Raw genomic sequence first — 21,554 nt, forward strand, 5'->3', positions numbered from 1 at the left:
CCGGTCGTTAGATTTGCGGTGTGCTGACCCGACGCGTGCTCGACCGCACACTGCTCGACCGCACACTGCTCAACCGCGCGCTGCTCGACCGCCAGATGCTGCTGCGTCGCCACGACGTCAAGGCTCTTGCCGCGATCGAGCACCTGGTCGGCATGCAGTCGCAGACTCCTCTCTCACCTTACGTCGGCCTCTGGACCCGCCTGCGGGGCTTCCGGCACGAGGACCTGGCCGGGCTGCTCACCGACCGCAGTGCCGTACGGATCGTGCTGATGCGCGGCACCATCCACCTGGTCAGCGCCGACGACTGCCTCGCCCTGCGCCCGGTCGTGCAGCCGCTCCTCGACCGGCTGCTGCGCACGTCGTACGGCAGGCGCCTCGGCGGGGTGGATCTCGGCGAGGTGGCGAGCGCCGCCCGCGCCCTCATGGAGGAGCGGCCGCTGAGCTTCGCGGAGCTCGACGAGCTGCTCGGCGAGCGGTGGCCGGGCCACGACGCGCTGGCCCAGGCCGTACGCGCGGCAGTGCCGCTGGTGCAGGTGCCGCCGCGTGGCGTGTGGGGCGCCTCGGGCCAGGCCCGGCACGTCCCCGCCGAGTCGTGGCTGGGCCGCCCGCTCGGCGACGGCTCGGCCGCCGGCGACATGGTGCTGCGTTATCTGCGCGCCTTCGGTCCGGCGTCGGTAAAGGACATGCAGGTCTGGTCGGGGCTGACCGGGCTGCGCTCCGTCGTGAAGGGTCTTGATCTGGTCGCCTACCGGGACGAGAACGGGGGGGCGAGCGCCTGCTGGAGTTCGCGGCCGGCGACGCCCCCGCGCGCGACATCCGCTTCCTGGGGTAGGACCCTTGGGGTGGAGACCCTCTCGGTGGCGGTGGACGCGCAGGCGAGCCCGGATCGGGTGTTCGCCGTGCTGACCGACTGGCCCAGGCATCACGAGTGGATGGTGCTGACCCGGGCGTGGGTGGTGGCCGGTGACGGGCGCAGCAGGGGCAGCAGGCTCGCGGCGTCCACCGGTGTCGGCCCGCTGTCGTTCGTGGACACGATGGACGTCACCGGCTGGCGGCCCCCACACGAGGTGGAGGTCCGCCACACCGGCCGTGTCATACGCGGGATCGGGCGGTTCCACGTGCTGCCCCGCCCGGACGGCGGGAGCAGGATCATCTGGGAGGAGAACCTCCACCTGCCCCTCGGCCTGGCCGGGCGGATCGGCTGGCGGATCGCCGGGCCGGTGAGCGCGGTCTTCCTGCGCCTGTCCCTGCGCCGCCTCGCCGCCCTCGCCCTGCGCGGTTAGCCCAGCGCCATGTCGAAGAAGCGGCGCTCCAGCGCGGTCGCCCGCCGGAAGACCCTGAGCACCCGGGCCCGGCCGTCCGCGTCGAGCCCGGGGCCGAGCCGGTCGAGCTCGCCACGCAGGAAGCCCACCCACGCCTCGAACTCCGGCCCGCTGTGCAGCTCGATCCACTCCCGGTGGACGAAGCCCTCCGGGAGTTTCGTGATCCGGGAGGCCCAGCCGAGATAGGTCCATTCGGCCACGCACAGCACCGCCAGGATCAGCGGATAGTCCTGGCCGCGGCGCACCTCGTCCATCAGATCCCGGAACTCGACCGTCACCGGCTCCAGCGTGGCCGGTGCCGTCTCACCGCCGACCTCGGCGAGCGCGCGGTGGAAGTAGCCCCGCTCGGTGTCGGCGACGGTCAGCCCGAGGAAGCGGCCCACGGCCACCCGTGCCTCGAAGGCGTCGGCGGCGGCGACGGCGGCACCGAGCAGCGCCGTGAAGGCGTCCACGAACTGGAAATCCTGCTCCAGATAGCGGCGCATGTCGGCGGTGCCGCTCCCGATCGCCTCCGCGAAGGGGTGCGTGACCACCGCCGTCCAGTCCGGCTCGCTCCCCGACCGCAACCACTCGCTGAACGGCGTCGTCGATTCCTCGGTCATCCGGCATCTCTCCCCGTGTCGCGGCGTGAACGTTTCACGATGATCTCAAAGGCCGTCCGTCCGCCTCCACCTGCCCAGCCGGTACGCGCGACCCCGGCGGGCCGGAACGCGGGCGGGCGGATCCATTGACCGGTGCTTAACAGGTCCGTAATTTGATGCGTGTTGTTCCTCCTCATGAATGCTGTTCGCATTCATGAACGGCCCTTCGCGGGACCAGGAGTAGCCCCCCTCGGTCAGGGGTCCTGCACGACATGCAAGGAGCTCGGCTTTGAGAACCACAACGAGAACCGGAGTCGGGGTGATCGGCACCGTTGTCGGGGTCGCCGCCCTGGTGGGCGGCGTCTTCGTCGGCGTGTCCAACGCGGCGCCCAGTGCGGGACCCAGTGCGGGACCCAGTGCGGGACCCAGCGCGGGCGCCTACCGGATCGTGAACGGCGCCAGCGGCCTGTGCCTGACCGTCCCCGGCAACAGCACCGCCGACGGCGTGCAGCTCACCGTGTCCAGCTGCAACGGCGCGAGCAACCAGACCTGGAACCTGTCCACCCAGGGCAGCGGCTTCCGCCTGGCCGCCGCCAACAGCGGCAAGTGCGCCGGGGTGAAGGACGCCTCCACCTCCGCGGGCAGGGCCGTCCAGCAGGAGTCCTGCACCGGCTCCACATCGCAGACCTGGGAACTGACCGCCTCGGGCTCCAACTACCGCATCGTCAACGCCAACAGCGACAAGTGCCTCAACACCAAGGACAACTCCACCTCCTCAGGCGCGCTCGTGCAGCAGAACTCCTGCGACTCGGTGTCCACCAAACAGTGGTCACTCCAGCCCACCGGCTCCCAGCCGCCCGCTTCCCCCACCCCCACCAGGACGCCGACGAGCAGCCCGACCCCCTCGCCGAGCACCCCGCCCACCGGTGGCCCGACCACTCCGCCCACCACCGGGTTGATCGGCTGGGCGACCCAGGGCGGCGGCACCACCGGCGGCGCGGGCGGCGGCACGACGACGGTCACCTCCCTGACCGCGCTCACCGCCGCCGTCAAGGACAGCGCCGCGAAGATCGTCCAGGTGAACGGCAACTTCACCTGCTCGGAAGACGTGCGCGTGGGCGGCAACACCACCATCGTCGGCGTGGGCGCAGACTCCGGGCTGACCGGCTGCGGCCTGAACATCCGTGACGTCGACAACGTCATCGTGCGCAACATGAAGATCTCGAAGGTCCGGGCCGGGAACGGCAACGGCGACGCGATCCACCTCGACAACGCCAAGCGCGTGTGGCTCGACCACAACGACCTGTCGAGCGACACCAGCCACGGCACCGACTACTACGACGGCCTGCTGGACATCACGCACGGCTCCGACTACGTCACCGTCTCCTGGAACAAGCTGCACGACCACGTCAAGTGCTCGCTCGTCGGCCACAGCGACAACAACAGCTCCGAGGACACCGGGCACCTGCGCGTGACGTACCACCACAACGCATTCCAGACCTGCGCCCAGCGCAACCCGCGGGTGCGCTTCGCCAACCCGGTGCACGTGTTCAACAACTACTACTACAAGGACCCGTCCTACACCGGCTACAGCTACGGCATCGCCTCCACCTGCGGCGCCGGGGTGCTCGTCGAGGGCAACTACTTCGAGAACATCGCCGAGCCCACCCACACCGCCGAAGGCTCGTCGCCGGGCGGGTCGATCGTCGCCCGCGACAACTACTTCGTGAACTCCGGCACGCCGCAGACCGCCGGCAGCGTCGCCTCCATCCCGTACTCGTACACGGTGGACAACCCGAGTGGCGTCAAGGCCAACGTCCTCGCCAACGCGGGCACCGGCAAGATCTGAGCCCAGGGAAGACCCCAGAGGCCGCGGCTCCCCACGCCGCGGCCTCCGCTCGCCCGTCAGTCGACCAGGCCGAGACACGCGAGCAGGTTGTCCTCGATCAGGGCCACCACCTGCGGCGGAAGCCGCCCCAGGTAGTCGCCGAGCTCTTCCTTGAGAAAGGGCTGCGCGCAAACGGTGCGCACCCAGCACTTGCTGGGCAGATTGGCGGTTCCCTGCGCGAGCTTGACGCAATACTCCGTTTTGAGCGTCGTCCTCGCTCGCGCGAGCAGCGCCTCGGCCTGCCTGCGCCGCCGCGCCCGGCTGAGGTCGAGCAGAACGCCGGACTCTCCGCCCGCCTGCGCCTCGATGACGGGCACGGTGGCGTCCACCACGCTCCGAAGAGCGGCTGTGTCCTTGCCGCCATGCAGAGCCACGACCGTACGGACGAAGTCCATGGCCTCACGATCGAGAGGATCGTCCACAACCAGGGTTAGGGACAGAACGCCCGCCCCCGCGTCGGCCGACTCGTCGTCGCCACGCTCCGCGAGTTCGCTTTCCACCACATAGTCCTGGGCCCGCATCAGGGCGGGGTCGTAGGGGCCACGGCGCCCGAGGCGCCAGGTGGCCCCACTGATCGGCGCGTGTCCCGCCTCGACGGCGGCGACGTCGGTGAGATAAAGGAGCCCCACCAGGTGGGTCTCGGTCACCGACAGGTCCAGCTCCCGTGCCGCCAGGAGTATGGACAGCACGGACCCGCCAGAGGATTCGGCATATCGATGGGCATGCTGATCACCGCTCCTCCCCGGATCAGCCGCATGCTCACCGTGCCCCTCCCGGTCCGTCCACCACCGCGCCCAACTACAGCGAAGTCATTACTTACCGTCACATTGCGACGTCAACGCGTAATCGACATTCAGCTGTCGAGGGCGGCGCGTTCGGCGTCGGTGAGCAGGCGGGAGCGGATCAGGAAGCGCACGCCCTCGGGTGCCTCCAGGGAGAAGCCGCTGCCCCGGCCGGGGACGACGTCCACGGTGAGATGGGTGTGCCGCCAGCGCTCGAACTGGCTTGCCGACATCCAGAACGTGACCGGCTCGTCGACGCCCTCGACGGCGAGTGAGGCGAGCAGCACGTCGGAGGAGCCGGTGCGGAACTCGCCCTCCAGATAGCACATCGGCGCGCTGCCGTCGCAGCAGCCGCCGGACTGGTGGAACATCAGCGGGCCGTGGGCCGCCCGCAGCCGCCGGATGAGGTCGGCGGCCGCGGGGGTGAGGTCCACGCGGGACACCTCGGGCATCAGAAGAAGCCGAGCTTCGCGGGCGAGTAGCTGACCAGCAGGTTCTTGGTCTGCTGGTAGTGGTCGAGCATCATCTTGTGGGTCTCCCTGCCGATGCCCGACTGCTTGTAGCCGCCGAAGGCGGCGTGGGCGGGATAGGCGTGGTAGCAGTTCGTCCAGACCCGCCCGGCCTGGATGGCCCGGCCGGCCCGGTACGCCTTGTTGACGTCCCTGGTCCACACACCGGCCCCGAGGCCGTACAACGTGTCATTGGCGATCTTGATGGCGTCGTCGAAGTCGGTGAACGAGGTCACCGAGACGACCGGTCCGAAGATCTCCTCCTGGAACACTCGCATGTGGTTGGCGCCCTCGAAGATCGTCGGCTCGACGTAGTAGCCGCCCGACAGCTCGCCACCGAGGTCGGCGCGCTGCCCGCCGGTGAGCACCTTGGCGCCCTCCTGCCGGCCGATGTCGAGGTAGGACAGAATCTTCTCCAGCTGGTCGTTGGACGCCTGGGCGCCGACCATCGTGGCCAGGTCCAGCGGGTGCCCGCGCACGATCTTCTCCGTACGCTCGACCGCGGCCTCCAGGAACCGCTGGTAGTGGCCCTGCTGGATGAGCGCCCGGGAGGGACAGGTGCACACCTCTCCCTGGTTGAGCGCGAACATCGTGAAGCCCTCCAGCGCCTTGTCGAAGAACTCGTCGTCGGCGGAGGACACGTCGTCGAAGAAGATGTTGGGGCTCTTGCCGCCGAGCTCCAGCGTGACCGGCTTGATGTTCTCGCTGGCGTACTGCATGATCAGCCGCCCGGTGGTGGTCTCCCCGGTGAAGGCCACCTTCGCGACCCGCGCGCTGGAGGCCAGCGGCTTGCCCGCCTCGACGCCGAACCCGTTGACGATGTTGAGGACACCCGGCGGGAGGAGGTCGGCGACCAGGCTCATCCAGTAGTGGATCGACGCGGGGGTCTGCTCGGCCGGCTTGAGGACCACGGCGTTGCCGGCGGCCAGCGCGGGCGCGAGCTTCCAGGCGGCCATCAGGATCGGGAAGTTCCAGGGGATGATCTGCGCGACGACGCCGAGCGGCTCGTGGAAGTGGTAGGCGACGGTGTCCGCGTCGATCTCCGACAGGCTGCCCTCCTGGGCCCTGATCGCCCCCGCGAAGTAGCGGAAGTGGTCGATGGCCAGCGGGATGTCGGCGGCCAGCGTCTCCCGGATCGGCTTGCCGTTCTCCCAGGTCTCGGCGACGGCGAGCCGCTCCAGGTTCTGCTCCATGCGGTCGGCGATCCGGTTGAGGATGTTCGCCCGCTCGGCCGCGGACGTGCGTCCCCAGGCGGGGGCGGCGCCGTGCGCGGCGTCCAGGGCGCGCTCGACGTCCTCGGCCGTGCCGCGCGCGATCTCGGTGAAGGTCTGACCGGTCACCGGCGTGGGGTTCTCGAAGTACCGCCCGCGCTGCGGCGGGACGTACTCCCCGCCGATCCAGTGGTCGTAACGCTGCTCGTACGCCATGAGGGCGTCCGGCTGTCCCGGCGCGGCGTAACGGGTCATGGGATGGACCTCCCGGACAGGGTGTGGGTCTGACGCCCCGGACCTTAGTCACGGGCACGTTGCCGACACGTTGCGTCCATGTTCCCGGCGCCTTTCCGGAAACAGCCTCTCACCGAGCTGAGCCTCCGATCCGGATAGTCAGAAATAAGGTTACGGCCGGTCAAGTCTGTCCTAAAATCACGCGTCATGATTTCGGAATCGTTTTCCGCCTCCCGTCGGGACGCGCTGCGCCTGCTGGCGGGCGGCGCCGCGGCCGGGCTCGCCGCCGGGCTGCCCGCGTCGCCCGCGAGCGCGGCGGCCCGCACGTGGAGTGTGACCGGCAGCGGCGCGACGTCGCTCAAGCCCTTCGACGACACGCTCAAGAGCTTCATGCAGGCGCGGACGATCCCGCACGCCTCCCTGGCCGTGGCCCGCAAGGGCAAGCTGGTGCTCGCCCGGGGCTACAACTGGACGGCGGACACCTCGTTCTCGGCCGGGCCCACCTCGTTGTTCCGCATCGCGAGCCTGAGCAAGCCGATCACCGCCGCGGCGGTGCTGAAGCTGGTGCAGGACGGCCAGCTCAGCCTCACGGCCAAGGTCGCGCCGCTGCTGGGGCTGAGCACGGCCGCCGACCCGCGCCTCGCCTCCGTCACCGTGACCCACCTGCTGCAGCACCTGGGCGGCTGGGACTCCGAGGTGTCGGGCGATCCGATGTTCAGCGACCGGACGATCGCGGCCAAGTTCGGCGTCCCGCTGCCGGTCACCCAGGCGCACATCATCCAGTACGTCACCGGCCGCAAGCTCGACCACGCGCCCGGGACGACGTACGCGTACTCGAACTACGGATACCTCCTCCTGCAGAAGGTCATCGAGAAGGCGAGCGGGGTCTCGTACGCGAGCTACGTTCAGAGCAAGATCCTGACGCCGCTCAAGATCAAGCGGATGACGCTCGGCAGGACGGCGAAGAGTCTCCGCAAATCGGGCGAGGTGCCGTACTTCTCGAAGTACACCGGCACGAGCGTGATCGACACCTCCGGCTCCGTGCTGCCCTACCCGTACGGCGAGTTCAACCTGGAGAACATGGCCGCCCACGGCGGCTGGCTCGCCACGGCCGTCGATCTGGCGAAGTTCACCACCCTCTTCGACGCGGCCGGCGTGCTGACCTCGGCGTCGATCTCCAAGGCGTTCGCCAAGCCGTCGATCGGGATCAACTCCAACGGCTGGTACTACGGCCTCGGCTGGCAGGTCCGCCCGGTCACCGGGGGCCGCAACACCTGGCACACGGGTTCCCTGGCCGGCACCTCCACCCTCATGGTGCGGCGCTACGACGGGCTGAGCTGGGTGGTGCTGTTCGACCAGCGCGACGACGCCTCGGGGCTCGGCTACGGGGACATCGACTCCCTTCTCCACACCGCCGCCAACTCGGTGAAGTCCTGGCCCACCACCGACCTCTTCTCCACGTACGGTCTGTAAATGTGGACGACGTCTGGGATCTGGTGGTCGTCGGCGCCGGGCCGGCGGGCTCTGCCGCCGCGCTGCGGGCCCGGCAGCTCGACCCCGGCTGCCGGGTGCTGCTGCTCGACCGGGCGGCCTTCCCGCGGGACAAGCCTTGCGGCGACGGCATCGCGGCGCACGCACGGCAGGAGCTCGCGCTGCTCGGGCTGCCCGGCCTGCTCGACGACCACCGGCCGACGCCGCGCCTGTCGGTGACGTCGCCCGGCGGCGCCCACGTCTCGGCCGTCGTCGCGCGGCCCAACCACGTGGTGCCCCGCCGGGTCTTCGACGCCCGGCTGGTCGAGGCGGCGCGGGCGCGCGGCGTGGAGGTGCGCCGCCACCGGGTGCGCACGCTGACCGCCCTCGGCGGGCACGTCGTGGTCGACGGTCACCTGGTCGCCCGGACGGTCGTCGCCGCCGACGGCGCCAACTCGGCCGTACGGCGGCTGATCGGGGTGCCGCCGAGCCCGGAGCGGCACACCGCCATCGCGGTGCGCGGGTACGCCGACGTGCCCCCGGACGACGACGTGCAGGTCATCGTCATGCAGAGCGAGGCGTGGCCGGCCTACGGCTGGTCGTTCCCCGTGGGCGACGGCACGGCCAACGTCGGCTACGGCCTGCTGCTGCCCCGCATGCGGGAGACCGGGCTGCCGGGCCGCGAGGTGCTGCACGGCCGGCTGGCCCGGCTGCTTCCCGAGATGATGGAGAGCCCGCCCGGCGAGGTGCGCGACCTGCGGGCCCACCACCTGCCGCTGTCGAGCGGGCGGCCGGTGCCGGGCGCGGGCCGGGTGCTGCTGGCCGGTGACGCGGCGAGCCTGATCAACCCGCTGACCGGCGAGGGCATCTACTACGCGCTGGTGTCGGGACGGCTCGCCGCCGAGGCGGCGATCGGGTCACCGGACGCCCCGCTGCGGGCCTACCGGCGCGGGCTGCGCCGGGCGCTCGGACGGCACCTGCGCACCACCGACACGCTCGCCCTGGCCGCCCGCTCCCCCGGGTTCATCGACGCGGCGATCGACGTCGCCGCCCGCCGCACCGAGGTGTTCGACCTGCTCGTCGACGTCGGGCTCGGAGCGGGCACCGTGCCGCCCCGCCTGGCCGCGGCGGTCGCCGTCCGATGGCTCAGGAACCTCGCCTGAGCCTTCACAGCGACGGCAGGCCGTACTCCGCGTCGAGGTACCGCACCCGCCGGGCGGCCCGCGCCCGCGCCGGGGATCCGGCGGGCAGCGCGGCCAGCAGCGCCTGCCAGGCGACGATGTCGTCCCTCCCCCACGGCGCGCGCGTCCACCGTTCGAGCAGCGCGGGGTCGCGCCGGGCCACCAGCAGGTCGCGTACGCCGTCGTCGAGCAGGCGGCGCTGCCAGACGACGCCGGGCGCGTCCGAGCCGGGCAGGAGCGGCCCGCGATAGGCCCGCAGCGCGGCGTCGGCGTCCGCGGCGGCCAGGTGCTCGGCCAGTTCCTGGAAGTCGGCCCGCACCGGCACCCGCAGCCGGTACGGACGGGAGTCGAGCAGCGGGCCGAGCCGGTGGCGCAGCCGGGACAGCTCCGCGCGGAGCGTGACGGGGTTCAGCGCGCGGTCGCCGTACAGCTCCATGCTGAGCTGGTCGCTGCCCAGTCCCTCGGGGTGGCAGGCCAGCAGCACGACGATCTCGCTGTGCCGGGGGCCGAGCCTGATGCGGCGCGGGCCCTCGCCGAGCACGGCGTCGTCCCGGCCCAGGGCGGTGAGCGTCACGGCGGGCGCGAGATCCGGTGCCGGGAGGGTCGCCAGATGGGCCTCCGCCGCGCGGGCCGCCGCCTGCACGAGGGCCAGGCTGTACGGGCTGGCCAGGTTGTCGCCGCCGGTCACGTCGACCGCGCCGAGCAGGTGGCCGGTGTGCGGGTCGTGGATCGGCGCGGCGGCGCAGGTCCACGGCTGCACCGGCACGGCGAAGTGCTCGGCCGCGAAGATCTGCACCGGATGGTCGACCGTGATCGCGACGCCGGGGGCGTTGGTGCCCGCGTGGGACTCGTCCCACCGGGCCCCGGCGACGAAGTTCATCCGCTCGGCCCGCGCCCGCGCCCCGCGATGGCCCTCGACCCACAGCAGCCGCCCGGCCGCGTCGCACACCGCGAGCAGGTGCCGCCCGTCGTCGGCGATGCCGCCCAGCAGGTCGCGGAACAGCGGCAGCACCTGGGCCAGCGGGTGCGCGCGGCGATACTCCTCCAGCTCGGCGTCGCTGAGCTCCAGCGGCGCGAGCGCGTCCGGATCGACGGCCCGCGCCGAGCGCCGCCACGAGTCCGCGACGACGGAGCGCACCGGGCCGTCGATCGGGCCGTCGATCACCCCGGCCGACAGGAAGCGTTCATGGGCGCGGCGCAGCTCACCGGTGCGTTCCGCAGCGTCGGCCCCGGACTCAAGCGCGAGCCATGGATTGGTCACGGCGCCCTCACTCTCCGCGTCTTCAGGCGCCATCGTCACCCACGCCCGGGCCGCCCGACAAGGGCCCGGGTCCGCTCAGCGGAGCCAGGGCGCGAACGGGTCCGCGGGCGGCTCGCCGGTCCACGCCACGAGCCCGTCCGGCCGTACGAGCATGGCCGGCGCGCCCGGGAGCACGGTGAGACGGCCGGCGAAACCCTCGGCCCGTGCGGCGAGCCCCGGCCCGCCGGTGGAAGGCGTCGGCCGTCGGCGCGTTGAGCGACCGCGCGCCCATCGCCCCCGCCTTGTGCGCCGCCCCGGGCTCGGCCTCCCGCTCCAGGACCAGCACCGACACCCCGCCCAGCCGCAGCTCGCAGGCGAGCATCAGCCCGGCCGGGCCCGCACCCGCCACCACCACGTCAGGACGACCTCATCGACCTGATGGTGGACGCCGTGCTGCGCGAGAACGCGCCGCCGGAGCCCATCGGGGAATGGCGCGCGGACCTGCGCGAGCTCGCCGAGCGCACCCGCGCGCTCATGCTGCGCCGCCCCTGGTTCGCGCTCGCCACGGCGGCGCGGCCCGGGCTCGGCCCCGGCAGTCTGCCCTGGATGGAGGCGTGGCTGCGGGCGGTCGACGGGCTCGGCCTCGACGCCGCTGATCCGGATCATGGTGGAGGCCGAGGGGCCGCACCGCGCCGACCAGGGCGAGCGGATCTTCGCGTCCGGCCTGCGGCAGGTGCTCGACGGCCTGGCCGCCGCGCTCCCCGCCGGGTGACCGTGACGGCCTGTCACACGGTCCTCTACACGGCCCGGCGGGCGCGGGCCATGGCGGCCAGGCGCGTGCGCTGCTCCGGGGTGAGGCGCGCCAGCCGCTCACGCGGATCCGGCCGCGTCATGACCGCGTCGATGCCGAGCAGCGCCTCGGCGTGGTCGGCCGCGACACGCACGGCGTTCTCCGACGCCGCGTCGGCGGCGAGCGGCGCGATCCGCTCCCGATATCCGCCGTCTTCCCCGCTGTCTTCAAGGGCCCGCGCCAGCAGATCGGCCGCCCGGTCCTCGGTCCAGTGCGTGACGGGCAGCCAGGTCGCCACCCCGGCACGCTCCAGCCGCTCGGCGTTGTCCGGACGGTCGACGCCGTGCGCCAGTAGCACCTGCGGGGTGGCCGACGACAGCGCCCGGGCGAGCGTGCCGATCCCGCCGTGGTGGACGACCGCGGCGACCCGGGGCATGAACGAGGCGAACGGCGCCGAGGGCATCCACTCCACCCCGTCGGGCAGCGACTCCGGCTGGAACGCCGGATGCCGGTTCACCAGCAGGGCCTTCCTGCCGATCCGCCGGCACGCCCGCGCCGCCACGTCGTAGAAGCGGTCGTGCAGCACCTGCCCGGTGCCGCCGGTGATCAGCACGGGCGGCTCGGCCCAGTCGGGCACCGGCCCCTCCGCGGTGTCACCGAGCACGAACCCGCAGCGGACGACACCCTCCGGAGCCGGCTGGCCCGCGGCGTCGAACCACTCCGGCCACAGCGCGAGCTGGGTCTTGGCGCTGTTGAGATAGGCGGACCAGTCGCGGACCGGTCGCAGGCCGAACTCCTGGAAGACCTCGTCGTACCCCTGCCCGAGCACGCGCCTGAAGAGGTTCGCGAGCACCGGCAGCGAGACGTACTGGTGGGGCGTGACGGACACCAGCGCCACCGGCACCCCGCGGCGCTCGGCGGCCATCAGCGCGGCGATGCCCGACGTGTGCCGGGCGACCACCACGGTCTCCCCCGGACGGTAGTGCGCCTCGATCATGCGGACCTCGTCGGCCAGCAGCTCGAACAGGCCGTTGCGCCGGTAGAGCGCGAGCACGCCCTCGGGGTCCTTCAGTGGATCGAGCATGTAGCGCCGGGCGTCGTCCAGGTGGCGGTCGTAGCCCTCGTCCGTGTCGATCGGCAGGTGCCGCAGGCCGGCGGCCGCGATCCGGTCGGCGAACCACGCGTGGGTCATCACGACGACGTCGTGGCCGCGCTCCGCCAGCTCGCGCCCGATCCGTACGAACGGGAGCACGTCGCCGTTGGTGCCGTGGGTGCTCAGCAGCATCGTGGCCATGCGGATCAGCCGTTCTCCGAGTCGAGCAGGGCGTCGATCTCCTCGTCCGACAGGCCCGCGAGCTCGTCGAGCAGCCCGGCCAGCTCCTCGTCGTCGGCGTCGGCGAGCTGCCGCTCCTCGATCGCCTTGGCGACCTCGGCGACGGTGAACGAGGTGGTGTAGAGCGTGTCGAAGGGCAGCTCGACGCCGAACTCGGCACGCACCCGCGCCATGAACTGCACCAGCCGCAGCGAGTGGCCGCCGAGCTGGAAGAAGCCGTCGCTCACGGAAGCAGGCGCCACGTCGAGCAGCTCGGCCCACATCCGCATGACGGCCGCCTCGACGGGGCTCGCCCCCGCCACCTCCGTCATGTGGCGGCCGGCCCGCATGGCGTCGAGGATCGCGTCGGCGCCGGTCAGCCGGGTCGCGATCCGTTCGACCGACGCCCATCCGGCGGGCCCGGCGGGTTCGACCGAGCCGGTGGTCCCGGCGGGCCCCGCTGCCCTCTCCTCAGCAGGGCCCGGCGTGTGGACGACGGCGGCCGCGTCGGCCGCGTCGAGGACATACCAGGCCGACTCCTCGCCGTACGGCTCGACCTTCGCGGGCAGCGCGGCGAGGAAGTCCCTGGCCGGCCGGTTGCGCTCGGTCTCCCGGAACGCCAGGGCCACCCGGGCCAGCCCGCGCTCCCGCGCGAGCGCCCCCAGGTGCGCGAGCATGCGGTGCTCCACCCCGCGCCCGAGCGCCCGGCAGCTCAGCAGGAACGCGCCCACGCGCAGCGTGTCGCCGTCCGTACGCACGTCGGTGAGGCCGACGACGCCGTAGTCGCCGAAGCGGTCGCGCACGTCCACGACGAACTTCTCGTCGCCGTCCAGGCGGCGCGTCCCCGAGAGGTTGAACTGATTGGTCCGCTCGGCGAGCTGCGCGGCCCGCGCCTCGTGCTCGGGACCTGCCGGGGTGATGGTCACCCGCAGGTCGAGCGTGGCGAAGAAGTCGGCGAGGGACATCTCGCCCCTGGCCTGCTCGCGCTGCCGTTCCTCCTGGTAGCGCCGGGTGCGCTCGCGGTCGGCCTCGGTGACCGCGGCCAGGTCGAGCGGCCAGCAGTGCCGCAGGAAGGCCGCCGCCTCGGCGGCGTCCGCCGGGAGCCTGAGCGTCAGCACCTCGGGGCAGCCGGCCCGCACCTCGGCGCACTCGACCGGGCTGTCGTCGAGGAAGACGAAGGAGTCGAGCCCGAGGCCGAGCTCGGCGGCGACCGAGCGCAGCGAGACCGACTTGGCGTCCCACCCGACGCGCATCGCGGCGATGTCGTCCAGGCCGACCGGCAGCTCCGGATGCCGCGCGAACACCTCGCGGACGTCCTTCTCCTCGTTCTTGCTGCACAGGCACAGCAGCCTGCCCGCGGCGACCTGGCGGGCCAGCTCGCGCCAGATCTCCAGCCGCTCGGGGCCGATGACGACGCCGTCGGGGCCGTCCTCGCCGACCACGCCGTCCCAGAGCGTGCCGTCGCAGTCCACGGCGACGACCTTGGGACGCGGGGTGGTCATGGCGTGCAGGCGGCGGACGGCCGCGGCGGCCAGTGCGGCGAAATAGCGGTCGGTGTAGGGCACGTTGCCGGTCCGGTCGGCGAAGGCGTCGTGCACCTCGTCCGGCCCCGGCTCGTACGGCTCGGCGGAGGTGAGCACGGAGACGGCCCGGTCGTCCTCGAACGCCCGGACCAGCCGGGACGCGAGGCGCGCGTGCACCTCGGGCGAGCCGTGCTCGGGCGAGGGAGGGCAGACGACGAGCACGTGCGGACTGCCCGACCCGCGCGCCGAGGTGCGCAGCGCGGCGGCGAGGTCGGTGGCGACGGCCTCCGCCTCGTCGAGCCCGTCCTGCCCGGCGGACGGATCCTCGGCCACCAGGTCTTCCGCCCGGACCAGTACGACGGCGGCGCGGGCCCGGCCGAGCACGCTGCCCGAGTCGAGCAGCGAGGGGAAGACCTGGTCGTACGGCGCGAAGGCGACGGCCTCCTCGGCGTCCCCGTGGATGCCGAGTTCGGCGAGCCAGAACCGCAGGGCGTCCCCGAGCGGCTCGGCGGTGAAGGTCGCGGCGACCCCAAGCCCGATCTTGTTCACTTCGGTGTCCCTTCGAACGGCGCCTGATCAGTCGGACATGGCCACGAGGATGCGGCGGGAGCCGGTGAAGGGCCTGCGGCCGTGCCCGACCAGCACGTTGTCGATCAGCAGCAGGTCGCCCTCCCGCCAGTCGACGTCCACCGCGTTGTCCAGGCCCCGGTCGCGCACCTGGATCACGTACTCGCCGGGGATCGGGGCGCCGTCGGGGAACGTCACCGACTGGGGCAGCTCCTCCGGCGGCATGAGTTCGGCGAGCATGGCGGCGGCCTCGTCGCCGATCGAGGCGGGATGCCACTGGTCGGCCTGGTTGAACCACACCTCGGCGCCGGTCACGGGATGGCGGGTGGTGGCCGGCCTGACCTGGGAGATCCGCACGCCGCCGTCGGGCCGCCACTGCCAGTCCGCGCCGATGCCGTCGAGGAACTCGGCCACCTGGTCGCGGTCCCCGGTCTCGAACGTCTCCTGCCAGCTCTTGCCGAGCCCGCGGCCGGCGTGGAGGTTCTGGGTGTAGCGCACGCCCTTGGCGAAGGCGTCCCTGACCTCGTCGTCGAGCGACTCCAGCCAGCGCACGCCGTCCACGACGGGGGTGGCCCCACCGGTCTCCGCCGCCTTCTCGCAGTAGAACAGCAGCCGCGAGGGCCAGGTGGCGGAGTAGGACAGCTCGTTGTGCATGGAGATCGTGTATTCGGGCGGATACTCGGTCGAGGTGTAGACGTTGCCGCCGACCTTGGTGCGGGGCGAGTTGCCGTGCACGTACGCCAGGCGGTTGGGCAGCAGCATGTCCATGACGGGATCGAGGGTCTCGGGCGTGACGCCGAACCCCCGGAAGACGAGCGCCTTCTCGTGGACCAGCAGGTCGCCCACGTTCAGCTCGCGCAGCCGGTGCAGCAGCCCCTCGGGCGTGGCGGCGACGCCGTCCGGGGCTATTTCCAAGGGCTTCCAGAAGTCGTCCATGCGTCCTCCTTCTGCGCGCGATCCGGCCGCGGCCGAGCACGGGGAAAAGTCGAATTAAGGAGGCAGGCGGGCCCTCGAATAAGCGGCGCCCCTGCGGAAAGAGATTCCGGCGGCCAACATAGAACCCGGATCGGGTTACGCGCAAGAAACATGTTTCATCCGGTCCGCTCGACGGCGCCAGTCAAATTCTCCGACATATGCCTGTGTCCGTCGGCAATGCCGACGGCTGCTCATGTTCGGTCACCCGCAATCGCTGACGGAAGGTCGATTTCCCAATACTCTGCGCACGTGATCGCAGGTGAAAGTGAGGCTTGCGTTACCCAGCGTGCATCCCGTATCGTAAAATAATCACTTTCGTGGGAGCGCTCCCACGCATCTCGGCTCAACGCGGCGAGATACGCGGCGACGTCCTGCGGAATCGACGATCAAGCGTTTTCTGGTTCAACCACTTTTCTGCGTGGTCAGCTGGTCCTGCGCATTGTCTGCGCAGAGAGGAGAACGCTCGGTGACGATAACGCCGACGACTGACAACGAGCATTTAATAGCGTCGCTTTCCCCACGCAGGCAGGAGGCGCTGCGCCGGCTGCTTGCGGCCAGGGCCGCCAAGGCCGCCGCCGCCAACGCGATCACCCCGCGCGGCGAGGGACCCGCCCCCTGCTCCTACGAGCAGACCCAGATGTGGCTCGGCGCCCGCTTCGCCGAGGGCGCCCCGGCGCCCAACGCCACGATCGGCCTGCGGCTCACCGGCCCGCTCGACCTCCGGGCCCTGACCATCGCCCTGGACAGCCTGGTCGAACGCCACGAGATCCTGCGTACGGTCTACGAGGGCGACGGGCACGAGCCCCGGCAGGTCATCCTCGACCCCGGGCCCGCGCCGCTCGACGTCGTGGACCTGCGGGAGCTGCCGGAGGCCGAGCGGGAGGCCCGGGCCCGGGAGATCACGTGCAGGGCCGCCGTCGAACGCTTCGACCTCGAGGCCGGGCCGGTCCACCGTACGACGCTGGTGCGGCTGGCCGACGAGGACCACGTGCTGATGTTCGTCTGCCACCACATCGCGTGCGACGGGTGGTCGGTCGGCATCATCGTGGACGAGCTGACCAGCGTGTACGCGTCCGCCCACGAGGGCAGGCCCGCCGAGGTGACCGCGCCCCCGCTCCAGTACGCCGACTACGCGGCCTGGTCGCGGCGTGAGCTGACCGGCGAGCAGCGCGAGCGGCGGCTCGCCCACTGGCGCGACCGGCTCGACGGCGCGAGCGCGGTGGAGCTGCCCATCGCGCGGGACGGCCAGGCCGTCACCGAGGGCAACCGGAGCGACTGCCACCTGTTCACGCTGCCGGAGGAGGTCCTGCGGGCGCTGCGGGAGGCCGGCGGCCCCGGGACCACCCCGTTCGTGGCCCTGCTCACGGTCTTCTCGATGCTGCTCGCGCGATACACCGGGCAGGGCGACCTGACGATCGCCACGGTGGACGGCGGGCGGCGCCGCGTGGAGCTGGAGCCGGTGCTGGGCTGCTTCGTCAACGCCCTGCCGCTGCGCGCCGACCTGTCCGGCGACCCGTCGTTCCGGGAGGCGGCGGCCGGGATCCGGCGCAGGCTCGGCGAGGCGCTCGCCAACCACCTGCCGTTCTCGGAGCTGGCCGGGGCGCTGAGCGACCGGGACGCCCGCAACTTCTCGCTGTCGACCGTCGGCTTCTCGCTGCGCGTCTTCCGCGACCAGCGCGGGCGCTGGCCCGGGCTGGAGGCGTCGGTCTGGGAGCACGAGGTCGACGACTTCACCTACGACCTCGCGCTGCTGGTGCACCTGAACGGCGCCGGCGACCCCGAGCTCTACCTGACCTACCAGAAGGACCGGTTCGACGCCGACGCCGTCGCCCGGATGGCCGGGCACTACCGGGCGCTGGCCGAGCGCATCGCCGCCGCCCCGGACACCCCGCTGGCCGGCCTGGAGCTGCTCACCGACGCCGAGCGCGAGGTGGTGCTGGACGACTGGAACGACTCGGCCCGGCCCTACCCGGACGTCGCCCTGCCCGAGCTGCTGGAGCGCCACGCGGACTCCGACGCGGTCGCGGTCGCCTTCGAGGGCCGCACGACCACCTACGCCGAGCTGCACGCCCGCGCCAACCAGGTCGCTCACCTGCTGCGCGAGCGGGGCATCGGCCCGGAGGACACGGTGGGCGTGCTGCTCGACCGGAGCCCGGATCTCATCGCCTGCCTGCTTGGCGTGTGGAAGGCGGGCGCGGCCTACCTGCCGATGGATCCCAAGTTCCCCGCACAGCGCGTGCACGACATGCTGTCGATCGCCGCGACCCCGCTGGTCCTGACCTCAGCGGGTTACGCGCATCTGTTCGAGGGCGTCGAGGTGGTCGACGTGGGCGGCGGCCTGCTCGACGGGCAGCCGCGCGACCCGGTCGGCGTGCCGTACGACATCGACCGGCTGGCGTATGTGATCTTCACCTCGGGATCGACGGGCAAGCCGAAGGGCGTGCAGGTCACCCACCGCGGGCTGGTGAACCACGTGTGGTGGGCCGTGGAGGACCTGGCGTCCCAGGGCGACGGCGGCGCGCCGCTGTTCGGCTCGGTGGCGTTCGACCTCGTGGTGCCCAACCTGTGGGCGCCGCTCGTCACAGGCCACCGGGTCACCGTGCTGCCGCAGGACTTCGACATGGGCGAGCTGGGCTCGCTGCTGGTGGCGGGCGGGCCGTACGCCTTCATCAAGTGCACCCCCGGGCACCTGGAGGTGCTCGGTCACCAGATCGACGCCCGGCAGGCCGCCGCGCTCGCCGGGAAGATCGTCGTCGCGGGCGAGGCGCTGCCCGGCTCGATGGCCAACCGCTGGCTGGAGATGCTCGGCCCGGGCCGGCTGATCAACGAGTACGGCCCCACCGAGGCGTCGGTCGGCACGTGCATCTATCCCGTGCGGGACGCCCAGCTCGTGGAGGTCGTCCCGATCGGGCGCCCGCTGCCCAACATGCGGATGTACGTCCTGGACGCCAACCGCCGGCTGCAGCCGGTCGGCGTGCCGGGCGAGCTGTACGTCGGCGGCGTGGGCGTGACCCGCGGGTACATGAACCGGCCGGACCTCACCGAGGAACGGTTCCTGCCGGATCCCTTCAACCCGGGCGGCCGGATGTACCGCACCGGCGACCGGGTGGCCTGGACCCGCGACGGGAACGTGGCCTTCCTGGGCCGGTTCGACGACCAGGTGAAGATCCGCGGCTACCGCATCGAGCTGGACGAGGTGCGGGCGGCCGTCCTCGATCACCCCGGGGTGCGCGACGCGGTCGTCACCGTCCACGCGTTCACCTCCGAGGACAAGCGGCTCGTCGCCTACTACGTCCCCACCGGTCCGGAGCTGTCCGATCTGGCGGACCACTGCGCGGAACGGCTGCCGGACTACATGGTCCCGTCGGTGTTCGTGCCGCTTGCGACCATCCCGCTCAACGCCAACGGCAAGGTGGACCGCAAGGCGCTGCCCGATCCGGTGGTCCGGGTGGGCGACGACCTGGCCGAGCCGACGACCGAGACCGAGATCGTGGTGGCCGGGGTCTGGCGGGAGGTCCTCGGCATCGACGCCGTCTCGATCGACGCCGACTTCAACGCGCTCGGCGGCCACTCGCTGCTGCTCATCCGCATGGTCGCCAAGCTGCGCCAGGCGCTGCCCTCCGGCGGCTACCAGGTGACCGTGCTCGACGCGATCGCCAACCGCACCGTGCGCGAGCTGGCCGCGGTGATCGACGCCGCCAACGGCACCCCGGAGAGCACCGCCGAGGAGGGCCCGCGCGGCCTGCTGGTCGAGCTCACCCGGCCCATCAAGACGTCGGCGCTGTCGCTCGTCTGCATCCCGTACGGCGGGGCCAGCGCGATGGTCTACCAGCCGCTGGCCGACGCGCTGCCGGACGGCCACTCGCTGTTCGCGGTCGCCCTGCCCGGCCACGAGCTGGGCGTCGAGGAGAGCACGATTCCGTTCCACGAGGCCGCCCAGCGGGTCTGCGACGAGGTGGTCGAGCGCGTGCGCGGCCCGGTCGCGTTGTACGGCCACTGCGTCGGCAGCGCGCTGACCGCCGAGATCGCGCGGCGTCTTGAGGCCGCCGGGCGGCGCGTGGAGGCCGTCTACATGGGCGGCAGCTTCCCGTTCGCCACCCCCACCAAGGGCCTGAACGGCCTGCTCGGGCGCATCTTCCGCAGCAAGGCGCTGGACAACGCCAACGCGCACGCCAACTGGCTGCGCGCGATGGGCGCCGATCTCCAGGACCTCGAACCCGAGCAGGTCGACCACATCATCCGCACCATGCGCGTGGACGCGCGGGCCGGTGAGGACTACTTCAGCGAGCTCGTGGAGCGGCAGAGCCCGCAGCTGCGCGCCCCGGTGATCTCGATCGTCGGCGACCGCGACGCGCTGACCGACTTCTACCAGGAGCGCTACCGCGACTGGCACTGCGTCTCCGAGACCACGGCACTGGTCGTGATGGCCGAGGCAGGCCACTACTTCCTCCGCTATCGCACCGAGGAACTGGCCGCGATCGTCACGACCACCCACGCCGCCGTCGAACGCCCCGGAGAGTGGCGGCCACGCCCACCCGAGGACCCGGCGACGTGGTGGCGGCAGGCGCTGTCCACCGACCGGAAGGCCGACGTCGCCGGGCCGCAACCCAGCCTGGGCCGGTTCTTCACGGTGGCGACCGGTCAGATCGTCTCCATGATCGGCGCCGTGATGACCGAGTTCGCCGTGCCGATCTGGGCGTACCTGAAGAGCGGCTCGCTGGTGCAGTTCGGCCTGTTCGCCATCATCGGGCTGGTGCCGGGGCTCGTCCTCGCGCCGCTGATCGGCGCGCTCGTCGACCGCTACGACCGCAAGCGGGCGATGCTGGCCGCCGACGGCCTGTCGCTGGCCGTGCAGGCCGCGCTGCTCGCCCTGATGGCCGGCGACGTGCTGAGCATGCCCCTGCTGTACGGCCTGCTGGTCGTGCTGTCGATATCGGTGACCCTGCAACGGGTGGCCTGGCAGTCGGCCGGTCCGCAGCTCGCGCCCAAGCACTATCTGCATCACGTCGGCGGCGTCGTCCAGCTCGGCAACGCCGTGGCCCAGCTCATGGTGCCGCTGTTCTCGGTCGCCGTGCTGGCGCTGATCGGCATCGAGGGCATCCTGACCGCCAACGTGGTCTGTTACGCGATCGCGTTCACCGTGACCCTGCTCGTGCGCTTCCCGGCCACGATGGCCTGGCGGCGCCGTGAGACGGTCTCCGCCGAGATCCGCAACGGCTTCCGCTATCTGCTGCGACGGCGGGGCCTGCGGGCCATGGCCTTCACGATGTTCATCGTGAACTTCTTCCTGTTCACCGGGTTCATCATGATCTCGCCGCTGGTGCTGTCGGTCGGCGAGCTGGCCGACACCGGGCGGGTGGCGCTGCTCGCCGGGATCGGGGCGGTCTGCGGCGGCCTGATCATCACGCTGTGGGGCGGCCCGCGCGACCGCCGGATGTTCGGCATGCTGGCGGCCGCCGGCGTGCTGGGGATCTTCTGCGCGATCGCCGGCCTGCGCCCGTCGCTCGTCCTCATCACGATCGGCGCCTTCGGGATGTCGCTGATGATGACGATCAGCGACGGCATCTGGCTGACGATCATCCACTCGAAGGTGCCCCAGCGCTACCACGCCCGGGTCATCGCGATCAACCGGATGCTCGCGCTGTCGACCCAGCCGGTCGGCCTCGCCGTACAGGCCTGGCTGGTGGGGCTGCTCTTCGAGCCGCTGATGCGGCCGGACGGCCCGCTGGCCGGCACGGTCGGCAAGGTGATCGGCGTCGGCGAGGGCCGCGGCATCGGCCTGCTGTACGTCGTGTGCGGCCTGGCCATCGCACTCACGATCACGCTGGCCCTGCGGCACCCGGCCCTGGCGAGGTTCGACCAGGAGACCCCGGACGCCGAGCCGGACGACCTGGTCGGCCTGGAGGCGCTGCGCAGCCGCCAGGAGGCGAGCGTCCCGCCGCCACGGGTCCCGGCCGAGCTGTGAGTAC

14 protein-coding genes and 1 pseudogene are annotated in these 21,554 nt (G+C 72.0%); 6 read left to right on the top strand and 9 right to left on the bottom strand.

All coding sequences use genetic code 11. The features are described from left to right. The first annotated feature begins 20 nt into the window (after positions 1–20). Positions 21–1,283: a DNA glycosylase AlkZ-like family protein gene (locus OHB01_RS01720; protein ID WP_328854848.1), complete on the top strand. Its 1,263-nt coding sequence runs from the start codon at positions 21–23 to the stop codon at positions 1,281–1,283. Here OHB01_RS01720 and OHB01_RS01725 read toward each other — a convergent pair. Continuing rightward, positions 1,280–1,924, bottom strand: a complete 645-nt coding sequence (locus OHB01_RS01725) for a TenA family protein (protein WP_147945356.1) — start codon at positions 1,922–1,924, stop codon at positions 1,280–1,282. The two genes, OHB01_RS01720 and OHB01_RS01725, sit on opposite strands and share 4 nt — an antisense overlap. A 268-nt stretch (positions 1,925–2,192) precedes the next feature. Here OHB01_RS01725 and OHB01_RS01730 point away from each other — a divergent pair, with 268 nt between their 5' ends. After that, complete coding sequence (locus OHB01_RS01730; protein WP_328854849.1) at positions 2,193–3,752, top strand: RICIN domain-containing protein; 1,560 nt, start codon at positions 2,193–2,195, stop codon at positions 3,750–3,752. Between the two features lie 56 nt (positions 3,753–3,808). On the opposite strand, the gene OHB01_RS01735 is transcribed toward OHB01_RS01730, so the two are convergent. From OHB01_RS01735 to adh, 3 genes are all read right to left on the bottom strand, one after another. Then, on the bottom strand, positions 3,809–4,480 hold the full coding sequence (locus tag OHB01_RS01735) for a hypothetical protein (protein WP_328854850.1): 672 nt from the start codon (positions 4,478–4,480) through the stop codon (positions 3,809–3,811). Positions 4,481–4,644: 164 nt separating this feature from the next. After that, on the bottom strand, positions 4,645–5,025 hold the full coding sequence (locus OHB01_RS01740) for a DUF779 domain-containing protein (RefSeq protein WP_142645887.1): 381 nt from the start codon (positions 5,023–5,025) through the stop codon (positions 4,645–4,647). Further along, positions 5,025–6,548 carry an aldehyde dehydrogenase gene (gene adh, locus OHB01_RS01745; protein ID WP_142645888.1) on the bottom strand — a complete coding sequence of 508 codons (1,524 nt, stop codon included), beginning with the start codon at positions 6,546–6,548 and terminating at the stop codon, positions 5,025–5,027. Before adh ends, OHB01_RS01740 begins: the two co-directional genes overlap by 1 nt. Positions 6,549–6,734: 186 nt before the next feature. On the opposite strand from adh, the gene OHB01_RS01750 reads away from it, so the two are divergent. Continuing rightward, positions 6,735–8,000 carry a serine hydrolase domain-containing protein gene (locus tag OHB01_RS01750; protein ID WP_328854851.1) on the top strand — a complete coding sequence of 422 codons (1,266 nt, stop codon included), beginning with the start codon at positions 6,735–6,737 and terminating at the stop codon, positions 7,998–8,000. Between the two features lie 2 nt (positions 8,001–8,002). Further along, entirely contained in the window at positions 8,003–9,160 is a 1,158-nt protein-coding gene (locus OHB01_RS01755; protein ID WP_261985785.1) for an NAD(P)/FAD-dependent oxidoreductase, read from the top strand. Positions 9,161–9,164: 4 nt separating this feature from the next. Here the strand turns inward: OHB01_RS01755 and OHB01_RS01760 are convergent, their stop codons facing one another. Continuing rightward, complete coding sequence (locus OHB01_RS01760; RefSeq protein ID WP_147943424.1) at positions 9,165–10,439, bottom strand: helix-turn-helix domain-containing protein; 1,275 nt, start codon at positions 10,437–10,439, stop codon at positions 9,165–9,167. A gap of 22 nt (positions 10,440–10,461) precedes the next feature. After that, on the bottom strand, positions 10,462–10,833 hold the full coding sequence (locus tag OHB01_RS39810; protein WP_142645891.1) for an FAD-dependent monooxygenase: 372 nt from the start codon (positions 10,831–10,833) through the stop codon (positions 10,462–10,464). A 23-nt stretch (positions 10,834–10,856) separates the two neighbouring features. Here OHB01_RS39810 and OHB01_RS39815 point away from each other — a divergent pair. Next, positions 10,857–11,060: pseudogene (locus tag OHB01_RS39815) on the top strand (TetR/AcrR family transcriptional regulator C-terminal domain-containing protein); the annotation flags it as partial. 155 nt (positions 11,061–11,215) lie between these two features. Here the strand turns inward: OHB01_RS39815 and OHB01_RS01770 are convergent. Genes OHB01_RS01770 through OHB01_RS01780 form a run of 3 tightly spaced genes read right to left on the bottom strand, consistent with a single transcriptional unit; the run spans position 11,216 to position 15,546 of the window. Continuing rightward, a complete protein-coding gene (locus tag OHB01_RS01770; RefSeq protein ID WP_328854852.1) occupies positions 11,216–12,502 on the bottom strand; it encodes a glycosyltransferase in 1,287 nt (428 codons plus the stop codon). 5 nt (positions 12,503–12,507) lie between these two features. Next, positions 12,508–14,592 (bottom strand): HAD-IIIC family phosphatase, encoded by a 2,085-nt coding sequence (locus OHB01_RS01775; RefSeq protein WP_328854853.1) that lies wholly within the window; start codon positions 14,590–14,592, stop codon positions 12,508–12,510. 27 nt (positions 14,593–14,619) lie between these two features. After that, positions 14,620–15,546 (bottom strand): TauD/TfdA family dioxygenase, encoded by a 927-nt coding sequence (locus OHB01_RS01780; protein WP_328854854.1) that lies wholly within the window; start codon positions 15,544–15,546, stop codon positions 14,620–14,622. A gap of 505 nt (positions 15,547–16,051) precedes the next feature. Between OHB01_RS01780 and OHB01_RS01785 the strand changes: the two genes are divergently transcribed. Continuing rightward, positions 16,052–21,550 (top strand): non-ribosomal peptide synthetase, encoded by a 5,499-nt coding sequence (locus OHB01_RS01785; protein ID WP_328854855.1) that lies wholly within the window; start codon positions 16,052–16,054, stop codon positions 21,548–21,550. Positions 21,551–21,554 lie beyond the last annotated feature (4 nt).

It is taken from the genome of Microbispora hainanensis (assembly GCF_036186745.1).
In the GTDB taxonomy this organism is placed as follows: Bacteria; Actinomycetota; Actinomycetes; order Streptosporangiales; family Streptosporangiaceae; genus Microbispora.

Coding starts and splice junctions, on each gene's coding strand:
- OHB01_RS01780 (WP_328854854.1), bottom strand. CDS start 15,546: ATGGACGACTTCTGGAAGCCCTTGGAAATAGCCCCGGACGGCGTCGCC.
- adh (WP_142645888.1), bottom strand. CDS start 6,548: ATGACCCGTTACGCCGCGCCGGGACAGCCGGACGCCCTCATGGCGTAC.
- OHB01_RS01740 (WP_142645887.1), bottom strand. CDS start 5,025: ATGCCCGAGGTGTCCCGCGTGGACCTCACCCCCGCGGCCGCCGACCTC.
- OHB01_RS01770 (WP_328854852.1), bottom strand. CDS start 12,502: ATGGCCACGATGCTGCTGAGCACCCACGGCACCAACGGCGACGTGCTC.
- OHB01_RS01750 (WP_328854851.1), top strand. CDS start 6,735: ATGATTTCGGAATCGTTTTCCGCCTCCCGTCGGGACGCGCTGCGCCTG.
- OHB01_RS01725 (WP_147945356.1), bottom strand. CDS start 1,924: ATGACCGAGGAATCGACGACGCCGTTCAGCGAGTGGTTGCGGTCGGGG.